We start from the raw sequence: 12,254 nt of genomic DNA, 5'->3' as shown, positions 1-12,254 counted from the left end.
AGGATGAATATGCCACGTATGTTTGGAACCGACGGTGTCCGCGGCCTTGCCAATCGTGATCTGACGGCGCAGCTCGCGCTCGATCTGGGGGACGCGGCCGTGCGCGTGCTCGGCGACGACTCCCCGAAACCCGACCAGAAGGCGGGACGCCGGCGCGCATTGATCGGCCGTGACACGCGCGTCTCCGGCGACTTCCTTTCGAACGCGCTCGCGGCGGGCATGTCCGCGGGCGGCTTCGACGTCATCGACGCGGGCATCATCCCGACGCCGGGCGTCGCGTATCTGACGAGCGTGCTCAACGTCGAGATGGGCGCCGTCATCTCCGCCTCGCACAACCCGATGCCGGACAACGGCATCAAGTTCTTCGCGCGCGGCGGCTTCAAGCTGCCCGACGCGAAGGAGGACGAGATCGAAGCCGTGCTCGGACAGGACTGGGAACGGCCCACCGGCGCCGGCGTCGGCCGCGTCAGCCACGACTCGAACACGGCGACGAACATGTACATCGACCATCTCGTCGCCACCGTCGCGCCGATCGTCGACGGCACGCAGACGAAGCCGCTCAAGGGGCTCAAGGTCGTCGCCGACTGCGCGAACGGCGCGACCTCGGTCGTCGCCCCGGAGGCGCTGCGCCGCGCCGGCGCCGACGTCATCGTCATCAACGCGTCCCCCGACGGCTACAACATCAACAAGAACGCCGGATCGACGCACCCCGAGCAGCTGCAGGCGATGGTCAAGGCCTCCAACGCCGACCTCGGCGTCGCGTTCGACGGCGACGCCGACCGCTGCCTCGCAGTCGACGAGGACGGCACGCTCGTCAACGGCGATCAGATCATGGGCATCCTCGCACGCGCCAAGCAGCGCGAAGGCAAACTCAACCACGACACGCTCGTCGTGACGGTGATGAGCAACCTCGGCCTCAAACTCGCGCTCAAGGAGATGGGCATCCGCACCGTGCAGACGAACGTCGGCGACCGCTACGTGCTCGAGGAGATGCTGCGCGGCGACTACAGCCTCGGCGGCGAACAGTCCGGTCATGTCATCAACCGCGAGTTCGCGACGACCGGCGACGGCACGCTGACGGCGCTGACGCTGTGCAAGGAGGTCGTCGATTCGGGACGCTCCCTCAAGAGCCTCGCCGCCGACTTCCCGCAGCTGCCGCAGCAGCTCATCAATGTGCCGAACGTCGACAAGATGGCCGCGAAGACGAACCAGGTGGTCCTCGACGCCGTCGCGCGCGAGGAGGCCCTGCTCGGAGACACCGGCCGTGTGCTGCTGCGCCCGTCCGGCACCGAGCCGCTTGTGCGCGTCATGGCGGAGGCCGCGACCCAGCAACAGGCGGACGAGGTCACCGCGCGCCTCGCGCAGGTCGTCGCCGACGAACTCGCGCTGTGAACCGGCGTACGCATCATCATCGGAATCCGAAAGAGGAGGACAATGTTCGGAACGAACAAGCGCGTGGACATCGCGCTCAACAGGGACGTGGAACGACTGCTCAAGTCGGCGGAAAACGGCGTGCTGCCGATCGTCGAGGCCGGTGAGCCCGTCCTGCGCGCGCAGTGCGTGCGCTACGACGGCCAGCTGAGCAGGCACACGTTGGCGAAGCTCATCGAGACGATGCGCACGACGATGCTCGACGCGCCAGGCGTCGGCCTCGCGGCGCCGCAGATCGGCCTCAACCTCGCGCTCGCCGTCGTCGAGGACCATGCGGACGCCGACGACGATCCGCGCGAGATCGCCGAATTCCCGTTCCATGCGATCATCAACCCGTCGTACACGCCGGTCGGCGAGGAGACGCGCTCGTTCTACGAAGGCTGCCTGAGCGTCGAAGGCTATCAGGCGGTGCGCAGGCGCTGGCTCGACATCATCGCCCGCTGGCACGACGAGGACGGCAAACCGCACGAGGAGCGGCTGCACGGCTGGCCGGCGCGCATCTTCCAGCATGAGACCGACCATCTGAGCGGCGAGCTGTACATCGACAAGGCCGAGATCCGCAGCCTGACGACGACCGAGAACCTCGAGGACTTCTGGTGCGAGGACCCGGTGCCCACCGAAGCGGCGAAGGTGCTCGGATTCGATCTGTGAGCGCTCCCGCTCCCCGACGCCCGCCGTGTCGACACGGCGGGCGAATTGGTGGCAACGCCGCCGCCGCAACCGGTTTCCGGCTCAGGAATTATCTTGAAAGCGGAATAAATCTCCAAATAAGCCCGAAAAACTTCGTTTTGCCGTCTTTTGCGCATGGCGATGGAAAAACGTTATGCCCTGACGGAAACACCGTCGCCGGTCGCGCCCGCGAACCTAACGTATGCCTTAGCGCACAACGAAAGGACACACGAAAGGACGGCGGTCAATCATGGCGGAGCTCACCGATACGCAACGCGCGGCGCTCGCAAAGGCCGAGCGGAAGGACATCAACGGCTGGCACTACATCACGGTGCAGGGGGAGCCGTACGAGATCGGATTCGAACACGGCTATCTGCTCGTCGCCGAATTCAAGGACGCGATCCGCGTCTACACCCATATGACGCTCGAGACGATGGGCATGGATTATTCGTTCTTCGTCGAACAGGCCGTCAAACTGCACAAGGACAAGATCCCGCAGGAATACCTCGACGAGATGCAGGGTATGGCGGACGGCTTCACCGCCGGAGGCTTCCCGACGACGCTCGACGACGTGATCGGCTGGAACGCGTGGATGGAGCTGACCGGCTACTGGTGGCCGCAGGTGGCCGCGCAGTATTCGAACAACCCGCCGATGGGACCGAAGGGCTCGCACTGCACCGGGTTCGTCGCGACCGGCTCCGCCACCGTGGACGGACGCCCGGTCATCGCGCATGAAAGCTTCGACGACTTCTGGAGCGGCCAGTACTTCAACGTCTGTGAAATGATCAAGCCGGCGCACGGCTATGCGATGAAGATGCAGACGATTCCGGGCTACATCAGCTCGATGACCGATTTCTACGTGACCTCCGCGGGCCTCGGCATCACCGAGACGACGCTCGCGGGCTTCGTCGGCTACGATACGGACGGCGTCCCCGAATACGTGCGGTCGCGCAAGGCCTCGCAATACGCGAAGACGATCGACGAATGGGTCGAGATCGAGAACGACGGCAACAACGGCGGCTATGCGAACATCTGGATGCTCGTGGACATCAACACGAACGAGATCGCGCGCTACGAGCAGGGACTCAAGCACCAGGAGCTGCTGCGCACGAAGGACGGCTGGTTCTACGGCTGCAACGCCGCGCATGATCCGCGCATCCGCAACCTCGAATGCGTCGACAACGGCTACAACGACCCGCGCCAGCAGACCGGCGGCCGCCGCACGCGCCTCGAGCGGCTGATGCCCGAGGTCGCCGGGCATATCGACGACGACATGGCCAAGAAGATCCTCGCCGACAAGTTCGACCCGTATCTGGGATACGAGTGCGCGAGCTCGCGTGACATCTGCGCGCATTACGACGTCGATCCGCAGTACTACGCCGACGATCCGCACGGCGTGTGGAACGTTCCGTTCTTCCCGGGCGGTTCGTGCGACGGCAAATGCGCGGACGCCGAGGATATCGGCAACATGAGGATGTGGGGCATCTTCGGCCGCGCGGACGGCGAGCCGTTCGACGCCGATGCGTTCATGGCGCAGCATCCTCAGTGGAACTGGCAGCAGGGCTATCTCAAGAGCCGCCCGAGCCAGCCCTGGACTTTGTTCGAGTAAGGAAACGGTTAGCAAGAAAGGATCCATCATGGAACTAACCAAGGAAGATCTGTCGAAGATGGCAGAGGCCTACAGGAAGGACGCCGCCCAGCAGATCGCTGAGCAGGCCGTCAAGAACAACGGCATCCATGCCTCAAGCGAGCGTGAGAACGTCGTCGTCACCAAGAACAACTTCGTGTTCTCGGTGGACGTGGACGACGAGGCCGTCGCCAACCAGCGCCAGTCCGGCCGCTGCTGGATGTATTCGGCGCTCAATTTCCTGCGCTTCCACATGGAGAAGAAGCTCAAGCTGCCGAAGGGCAGCTTCCAGCTGTCGCAGGCCTACAACTTCTTCTACGACAAGCTCGAGAAGGCCAACTTCTTCATGGAGAATATGGTCAAGTACGCCGGTAGCGACCTTGACGACCGCCGCATCGACTTCCTGCTCGCCACGCCGCAGCAGGACGGCGGCGACTTCGATCCGATCGTCGCGCTCGTCGAGAAGTACGGCGTCGTGCCCGAGGAGGCGATGCCGGAGACGGCGGTCACGAAGAACTCCTCCGAACTGGACGCGCTGCTCAACCGCATGCTGCGCGAGGACGCGTACACGCTGCGCACGATGGTCGCCGAAGGCAAGTCGGACGCCGACATCGACGCCGCGCGCCGGCGGATGCTCTCCGACATCTACCGTGTGCTGTGCGTGAGCTTCGGCGAACCGCCGAAGACGATCGACTTCGTCTACCGCGACACCGACAAGCACTACCATGCGGACCGCGGCCTGACCCCGCTCGAGTTCTACAAGAAGTACCTGGGAGACGTCAGGTTCGAGGACTGCATCGGCGTCATCAACCTGCCGGTTGAGGGCATGGCGTACAACCAGTCCTATGAGATCGACATGACCGGCGAGGTGCTCGGCTCCAAGCGCCGCTGCCGTTACGTCAACGTGCCGATCGACGTGATGAAGCAGGCCGCGATCAGGCAGCTCAAGGCCGGCGAACCGGTGTGGTTCGGCTGCGACGTGCTGCAGGACTCCGACTTCCAGAAGGGCATCATGGCCCTCAACCTCTATGACGTGCAGAAGATGATGGGCCTCGAGTTCAAGCTCGACAAGGGCCAGCGCTTCCAGTACAACCAGAGCCTGCCGACGCATGCGATGATGATCGCCGGCGTCGACCTGGACGCGGACGGCAATCCGCTGCGCTGGAAGGTCGAGAACTCGTGGGGCACGACCGCGCATAACAAGCCGGTCGGCCATGAGGGCTACTTCATCATGGACGACTCGTGGTTCACCGAATACAACTACGAGGTCGCCATCCGCCGCGAATATCTGCCGGACGACGTCGTGAAGGCCTACGACGCCGAGCCGCGGATCCTGCCGTACTGGAACACCTTCAACCCGGAACCGTGATGCCTCGAGGCCTTCGCGGGTCCCGTCCATAACCGATGGCGCCTTGTCGCCGCCCGGCCCCGGCCGGGCGGCGCGGCGCATGGACGTAAGTCAGGGAAAACATGAGTGATAACACGAAATCCAAATCCGGCGCCATAGTCAAAGGCGCCAAGGGAGGCACCGGCAACCTTACGACGCTGGCGCTGATCATGATGAACGTCACCGTGATCGCCGGTCTCGCCAACGATGTGCAGCAGTCGTTCTACGGGCTCTCCTCAGTAACCTTCTTCCTGCTCGGCGGTCTGCTGTTCTTCCTGCCGACGGGTCTTGTGGCGGCCGAGCTTGCATCCGGCTGGAGCCAGCGCGGCGGCATCTTCCGCTGGGTCGGCGAAGGCATCGGCGTGTTCCCGGCGGTCGCCTGCCTGCTGATCCTGTGGTTCCAGACCACCTTCACCTTCGGCTCCGGCATCCCGTCGATGTCCGCGACGATCGGCTTCTTCACGACGAAGTACGACTGGGCCGTCGGCTTCGCGAAGAACTCGCACAGCTGGAAGGTGACGCTGCCGATCATGATCGGCTGGCTCGCCTACTACTGGTTCTGCTGCTTCCTCGCGACGAAGGGCGTCAAGACCTTCAGCAAGATCGCCCAGTACGGCGTCATCCTCGGCACCTTCCTGCCGCTCGGCGTCATGACGATCCTCGCCGTCGTGTGGCTGTGCCAGGGGAACGCGCCCGCCATCGACATGGCGCCTAGCGCGCTGGTGCCCAAGTGGGAGGGCATGTCGACCCTCGCATTGGCCGCGGGCGTCTTCTTCTCCTTCGCCGGCATCGACATGAACGCCGCGCACATCAAGGACCTGAAGAAACCGAACAAGCAGTTCCCGGTCGCGATCTTCGTCTCGATGATCCTCGCGCTGCTGATCTTCATCATCGGCACGCTGATCATCGCGATGGTGATCCCGAACAAGCAGATCAACCTTCTGTACACGCTCTACGCCACCTACCGCGCGCTCGGTGCGACGATCGGCTTCCCGGACCTCTATCTGGTGTTCTGCTGGCTCGGCATGCTCAACAGCTTCGCCGCGCTGATCACGAACCTCGCCGGCCCCTCCTACATGCTCGGTCAGGCGGGACGCTCCGGCTTCCTGCCGAAGTTCCTGCAGAACAACAACAAGCACGGCATGCCGAGCCGCCTGATGTACACGCAGATGGCGCTGATGACGGTCATCGCGTTCATCGTGTTCCTGCTGCCGAACGTCGAGGGCTTCGTCGCGCTCATCACGCAGGCAATCACGATCCTGTACCTGACCTACTACGTGCTCATGTTCATCGCGTTCCTGCGCCTGCGCTACCAGCAGCCGAACCGTCCGCGCGGCTTCAGGGTCCCCGGCGGCATGGCCGGCGCATGGATCGTGGCGGGCATCGGCATCCTCGCATCGGTCTTCGGCATCGTGCTCGCGTTCTATCCGCCGGCGCAGCTGGCGGCCGAGGTCGGTTCCGGCGCCACCTACGACCTGATCATCATCGGCCTGCTCGCCTTCGTGCTCATCGCCTGCGTGCTCATCTACCGCGCATCGCGCAAGCACGACTGGGCTGATCCGACGAACCAGTTCGCCCCCTTCACCTGGCAGATCGAAGGCCTGAAGAAGCCGGCGAAGGCGCTGTCCAACATCCCGACCGCGTTGCTGTCCGAAGGCCAGAACCCGATGGGCCTGCCGATCAAGAAGCATTACGACAAGGACGAGATGATGACGGACCTGCCCACCGGCAAGGATCCCAAGCAGGGCGAGGCGGCCGCCGCGCTGCTCAAGCAGCAGGGCATCACCGAACCGTCCGAGCCCGCCAAGGTCGCATTGGTCGGCGACCCGACCGTCGGCGTCAAGACGGTGTCCTACGAACCGCAGCCCGTGCACACGAACGCTTCGGGCGACATGATCCCGCAGCCTGCGGCGTCCGACGTCGCCGCGGCGCCGGTGCCCGTCGACGCGGCCGCCGATGCGCGGCGCGCCAGGGCAGAGGCGCAGGTGGCCAGTCGGAACGCCCATGAGTACCACGACGAAGCCGTGGCGCTCGCCAATGAGGCGAAGGACGATGCGACGCTGTCGCGCGACGCCCACGCCGTGCAGGTGGACGAGGCCGAGGCGCATGAGGCGCAGGCCGCGGTCAGGTCCATCGATTCCATCAACGCCGCCCAGACGGTCGACCCGACCAAGCCGGCCTCCGACCCCTCGCAGCCCAAGCACTGAGAGGCGTCGCGACGCACGGCGCATGCGGCCGGTCGGCGTCACGGCCGGCCGCATGCGCATGTTGATATTCGTCGGGGCATACGCGGATCCCACCACGCATGCCCCACATCCCAAAGGAGCATTGTCATGGCAGAAGCCAATGAAACCAAGAGCGAAACAACGCAGAATGACCAGAAGAAGCCGCTTGAGCCGCTTCCGGCCACGGCCAGCAAGGACTACGTCTGGAAGGGGCCGGACGGTGCGTCGATCAACTACACGGCCACCGCGGAGATGATTCCGGTGCGCGCCGACGACGGCGCGATGATCGGCCACATGTTCATGTTCTCGCAGGTCTCGGACGATGAGGACAAGTCCGACCGTCCGGTCACGTTCCTGTGGAACGGAGGCCCCGGCGGCGCGTCCTACATGGTCAACATCGGCGGCATGGGCGCCAAGCGCGTCAAGACCGACGGCATGGCGCACCTCACCGGCGTCGGCGAGGTCGAGGACAATCCGTACTCGCTGCTGCCGAGCTCGGACCTCGTGTTCATCGACGCGTTCGGCACAGGCTACTCGCATGTCGACCCGAACTACGACGCGAAGAAGGTGTGGGGGGTCGACGGCGACGCCGACGCGTTCACGCGCGGCATCATCGCATGGCTCACCAAGTACGACCGCATGAACAGCCCGCATTACCTGTACGGCGAATCCTACGGCACGATGCGCAACGCCGTCGTCTACCGCATGCTCGGCGAGCACGGCGTGGGCGTCGCCGGCGTGACCGAGCAGTCGACGATCCTCGACTACGAGCCGACGCTCTCCGGCGAGGACGATTACTATATGGGCATGTTCCCGGTGTATGCGGCCACCGCCAACTACTTCAAGAAGGCCGGTGCGGGCGTCGACCAGTACGAATGGTACGACAAGGCGTTCGACTATGCGAACGACACGCTCGCCCGTGCCCTGACGCTCGCCGACGCGTTGCCGGCGGACGAGATGAAGAAGATCGCCGGCGAGATGAGCGAGTTCATCGGCCTGCCTGCCGACTTCATCGAGGAGAAGGGGCTGCGCATCGAGCTCGACACGTTCCGCAAGAACCTGCTCAAGGACGAAGGCGAGACGACCGGCCGCTACGACACCCGCTTCACCACGTACGGCTATCAGGACGTGCAGGGCGACAACGAGTTCTTCGCCGGAGAGGATCCGTCCTACGACGCGATCAACGCCGCCTACCTCGACGTCTACATGAAGATGCTCGGGGACATGGGATTCAAGGGCTACGAGAACTACGAGGGCCTCTCGCTCAAGGTCAACTCGAGCTGGAACTGGACGCATCAGGCGCCGGGCACGATGGGCTCCCCGCAGGTGCCGAACGTGGCTTACGATCTGGCCACCGCGCTGCGCCGCAACCCGACGAGCCGCATCTGCGTGCTCGGCGGCATCCACGACGCCGCTACGCCGTACTGGAACGTGCGCCACGATATCAACAAGCTGTTCCTGCCGCAGGCGCTCAAGGACCGCATCGAATACCATCTGCATTCGAACGGCCACATGCTGTACTGCGACGAGGTGGCGCTCGCCGCGGCCGGCCCCGAGCTCAAGGCCTTCTATGACAAGCGCCATGAGGATCAGGCCGCGCAGTGAGGTCTGAGCGGTCCCTATGACGGGTTCGTCCGGCCGGCGCGGTGAGCGCGGCCGGACTGACATGAAGCGGCTGCCGACGTCTGATGGCGTCGGCAGCCGCTTCATGTCGTATCGGGGCGGTTCAGGGGCGCCTTCGCCGCCGACCCGTCACAGGATCTCGGCGAGATCGGGCCACGCGTCGGGGAAATCGTCGAGATAACGCATCGCCTCGTCGCGCAGCCCCTGCATGACGAGCAGCCGCTCGTAGACGCGGTTGCGCACGGCGTGCGTCCCCTCATGATGGTAGATCTCGACGATGCGCGCCACCTGGTCGCGCCATTCGCGGTTCGTGCTGACATGCCGCAGATTCGTCAACGCCGGCATCTCGTCCTCATCGAAGGAGGACAGCACCCGTTCGCGGTACAGGTCGCGCAGGCGCGGGCGGTCGTCGAGGGCCTGCAGCGCGACCTCCTCGAGCGACTCCCAGTCGTAGGGGACGAGTTCGTCGGGGAACATGACGAGGAACGGCGCGCTCTGGTCGGCGACCATCGTCGACGTGAACTCGAGCAGATCGTTCCAACGGCGCGCATGGATCAGCCGGGCCGCGTACGCGTCGCCGAGAGGCGACGTCGTCGCATGCTCGCGCAGCAGCGCGTCCGCGCCGTCCGCGTCGCCGCCCATGCGCATCAGGTCGTGCCGCAGCAGCAGCACCGCCTGGCGGAAACGGTAGTGCGCATGCAGCTCCATGTCCTGACGGTCGGGCTGCGGGTCCGACTGGCCCGTCGCGTACAGGTCGTTGGCGAGTCCGGACAGGTCGGCGAGTTCGAAGGCGTACTCGTCGTCGATCATCGAACGGAAGCGCGCGTCCTCGTCGGCCGCCTCGCCGTAGCGGCGCGCCATCTCGTCCATGCTGGCGAGCGCCGTGTCGAGCGTCTCGTACGCGTGCACGCAGGTGTCGTCGTAGCGCGCGAAGGACAGGCAGCAGGACAGCAGTTCGATCATCGGCATCGGGTTGAGGCGGAAATCCTCGTTGCAGGCGACGGCCGTGACCATGCGCAGCGCCTGCGCGCCGACGCCCGGATCGGCGTGGTGCGCGACGGCGTCGAGATAGATGCGTGTGATCTGCAGCAGTTCCTTGAGGTATTCGAGTCCCTCCTGGTTGCGGTCCTCGCACATGCCCAGGAATCGGGCGGTCAGCTCGATCGCTCGGCACAGGTTGCGTGTGCCGTCGAGCCAGCGGCTGCTGCCGGTCGCGTTCGCGACGACCGCGTCGACGCCGGCGAGCGCCTGCGATTCGAGACGGAAGGATGGCATGTCGGCGCGCGGCACATCGATGCCCTCGTCGGTGCGCCGCGCGCCCGGCGTGGCGGCGGCGACGCCGTCGAGGTACCACCGCATCGGGCGGTCGATGATCTGCTCGGCCTCGTCGGCGGGCGCCACCGGAACGTCGGCGCGCAGCGCGTCTTCATGGCGCGCGCAGGTGCTGATCGCCGGATCCCACAGGAAGGTGGGGCCGTCGAATTCGTCTGCGAACCCCCATTCGTGGTCGACGAATTCCCGCATCTGCGCGAGCTCACGGTATTTGAGCAGCCCGGAGCGTTCGGCTCGCATCGTCATGGTGTTTCCTCCGCATGCAATGTTCGCGGTTTCGTGTACACGCGATAACGGCTGTGCGTGCTTGCGCGCGGATGCGCACAAGGTCACGCTAGCAGCTTCCCGATGATCGCTTGGCGGATGTCCTACATTGTGTACCCGGGCATCTCATTATTCGTCGTGGGACGTCCGGCCGCGCCTCAACGGGCGTCGGGCTCGAAGGGGTAGCGCAGCCCCCAATGCGCGCGCAGCGTGTCGGTGAGCGCAAGCATGCGCAGCGTGTCGGCGTGCAGCATCTCGATGCAGTCGCGCCGGCCGGCGCGGATCGCGCGCACGGCCGCCGCGACCTCGTATTCGTAGCCGGTCAGCTGCGCCGGCACGTCGATGTGGTCGAGGAGCGTATGGTCGGCGGCGTGGACGTCGACGGCGCTGACGTCGTTGATGTTCGCGCAGTCGATGTAGCCGTTCGTGCCGCGGATGTGGCCGGCGCGGTCGGACGCGCACATCATCGACGACGTCGCGTTCGCCATCGTGCCGTCGTCGAAGTACAGCGTCGTCGCGTTCTGCGCGTCGACGCCGGTCGGCAGCGGCGTCATCGACGTGACGATCTTCGTGATCTCGCGGTCGCCGACGACCATGTCGATGAAGTTGAGCGGGTAGACGCCGACGTCGAGCAGCGCGCCGCCGGCCAGATTCGGGTCGGTCAGGCGTTTCTTGTGCGTCATCGGATAGCTCAGGTCGGCGGCGACCGACGTGATCGCGCCGATCCTGCCGGATGCGACGACGCGGTCGATGATGAGGCGCGACGGCATGAAGCGCGTCCACATCGCCTCGCCGCAGAAGCGGTTCGTCGCCGACGAGACGTCGAGCATGCGCCGGGCCTCGTCGACGTTGACGGCGAAGGGCTTCTCGACGAGCACATGCTTGCCGGCGCGCATGCAGGCGATCGCCTGTTCGGCGTGCAGCGGGTGCGGCGTGGCGATGTAGACGAGGTCGACGTCCGGGTCGGCGAGCATGCCGCGGTAGGAGCCGAAGGAGGTGCGCAGTCCGAACTGCTGCGCGAAGGCGCGCGCCTTCGCGGCCGAGCGCGACGCGACCGCGTACGGCGTGACGAGCGAGGCGTAGCGCGCGTCGGCGGCCATCATCGTCAGGGTGCGCGCCATCGACTGCGCGATGCGGCCGGCGCCGAGGATCGCCACGTTGAGTGGACGCGAGACGTCGGGCGCCTCGTTTTCGGTCGTGTGCGCCGTCGCGGCGGTCGCCGCCGCGGGCTCGGGCTGCGTGTTCTGGTCGTTCGGGACGGACCGGGTCGGGTCGTCGTGGGTCGTGTCGGTCATGTCGGGTCCTTTTGGGTCGGTGACGGCGTCCTGCGCCGTCGCGAGGCGTCGCTGCGTAGGCCGCGGTCGTCGTATCATTCTGCTTCCTACGCTAGCGTGTCGGCGTCGGGGCGGTCATGTTGCCTGCGAGCGCAAAACCGGTGCGCGCTTGCGCACCAACCGGCATATCGACCAACGGCGGTCCTCGCGTTCGCGGATTGCTGAGGGCGCGCGCCGGCGACGCCGCGCCCCATATGCCGCCCCATATGTGCGCGGCGTTCCCCGCCCCAACCGCGAAACACACCAACCAAGGCGACGGTCGCCCGATGCGCGCGCGGAGGCCAGCACCGCTCCGCCGCCATGCGCATCGCGCATGCGCGGCCTATCGGGGGCGGGGAGGAGGATTGGGGGCGACGGGCATG

Annotated in this window: 8 protein-coding genes; 6 read left to right on the top strand and 2 right to left on the bottom strand. The window is 65.7% G+C overall.

What is annotated here, in order from left to right:
- Window positions 1–9 precede the first annotated feature (9 nt).
- The 6 genes from glmM (at window position 10) to B1400_RS02930 (ending at window position 8,944) form a co-directional block, all read left to right on the top strand.
- Window positions 10–1,392 carry a phosphoglucosamine mutase gene (glmM, locus tag B1400_RS02955; RefSeq protein WP_095612972.1) on the top strand — a complete coding sequence of 461 codons (1,383 nt, stop codon included), beginning with the start codon at window positions 10–12 and terminating at the stop codon, window positions 1,390–1,392.
- 42 nt (window positions 1,393–1,434) lie between these two features.
- Window positions 1,435–2,082 (top strand): peptide deformylase, encoded by a 648-nt coding sequence (locus B1400_RS02950; protein ID WP_095612971.1) that lies wholly within the window; start codon window positions 1,435–1,437, stop codon window positions 2,080–2,082.
- A gap of 268 nt (window positions 2,083–2,350) precedes the next feature.
- A complete protein-coding gene (locus B1400_RS02945) occupies window positions 2,351–3,709 on the top strand; it encodes a C45 family autoproteolytic acyltransferase/hydolase (protein WP_095612970.1) in 1,359 nt (452 codons plus the stop codon).
- 28 nt (window positions 3,710–3,737) lie between these two features.
- A complete protein-coding gene (locus tag B1400_RS02940) occupies window positions 3,738–5,096 on the top strand; it encodes a C1 family peptidase (protein ID WP_095612969.1) in 1,359 nt (452 codons plus the stop codon).
- A gap of 101 nt (window positions 5,097–5,197) precedes the next feature.
- Window positions 5,198–7,321: an APC family permease gene (locus tag B1400_RS02935; protein WP_095612968.1), complete on the top strand. Its 2,124-nt coding sequence runs from the start codon at window positions 5,198–5,200 to the stop codon at window positions 7,319–7,321.
- A 126-nt stretch (window positions 7,322–7,447) separates the two neighbouring features.
- A complete protein-coding gene (locus B1400_RS02930) occupies window positions 7,448–8,944 on the top strand; it encodes a S10 family peptidase (protein WP_095612967.1) in 1,497 nt (498 codons plus the stop codon).
- 147 nt (window positions 8,945–9,091) lie between these two features.
- Here the strand turns inward: B1400_RS02930 and B1400_RS02925 are convergent, their stop codons facing one another.
- Together B1400_RS02925 and B1400_RS02920 are read right to left on the bottom strand one after the other, a co-directional pair.
- Window positions 9,092–10,540, bottom strand: coding sequence for a hypothetical protein (locus tag B1400_RS02925; protein ID WP_095612966.1), 1,449 nt, complete (start codon window positions 10,538–10,540; stop codon window positions 9,092–9,094).
- A gap of 176 nt (window positions 10,541–10,716) precedes the next feature.
- Window positions 10,717–11,853, bottom strand: coding sequence for a Gfo/Idh/MocA family protein (locus B1400_RS02920; RefSeq protein ID WP_095612965.1), 1,137 nt, complete (start codon window positions 11,851–11,853; stop codon window positions 10,717–10,719).
- Between the last annotated feature and the right edge of the window lie 401 nt (window positions 11,854–12,254).

It is taken from the genome of Bifidobacterium italicum (assembly GCF_002286915.1).
GTDB lineage: Bacteria > Actinomycetota > Actinomycetes > Actinomycetales > Bifidobacteriaceae > Bifidobacterium > Bifidobacterium italicum.
The sequence above is the reverse complement of the archived record's forward strand: the minus strand, read 5'-3'. Positions and strand labels throughout refer to the sequence as shown.

Coding starts and splice junctions, on each gene's coding strand:
- B1400_RS02920 (WP_095612965.1), bottom strand. CDS start 11,853: ATGACCGACACGACCCACGACGACCCGACCCGGTCCGTCCCGAACGAC.
- glmM (WP_095612972.1), top strand. CDS start 10: ATGCCACGTATGTTTGGAACCGACGGTGTCCGCGGCCTTGCCAATCGT.
- B1400_RS02935 (WP_095612968.1), top strand. CDS start 5,198: ATGAGTGATAACACGAAATCCAAATCCGGCGCCATAGTCAAAGGCGCC.
- B1400_RS02950 (WP_095612971.1), top strand. CDS start 1,435: ATGTTCGGAACGAACAAGCGCGTGGACATCGCGCTCAACAGGGACGTG.
- B1400_RS02945 (WP_095612970.1), top strand. CDS start 2,351: ATGGCGGAGCTCACCGATACGCAACGCGCGGCGCTCGCAAAGGCCGAG.
- B1400_RS02940 (WP_095612969.1), top strand. CDS start 3,738: ATGGAACTAACCAAGGAAGATCTGTCGAAGATGGCAGAGGCCTACAGG.
- B1400_RS02930 (WP_095612967.1), top strand. CDS start 7,448: ATGGCAGAAGCCAATGAAACCAAGAGCGAAACAACGCAGAATGACCAG.
- B1400_RS02925 (WP_095612966.1), bottom strand. CDS start 10,540: ATGACGATGCGAGCCGAACGCTCCGGGCTGCTCAAATACCGTGAGCTC.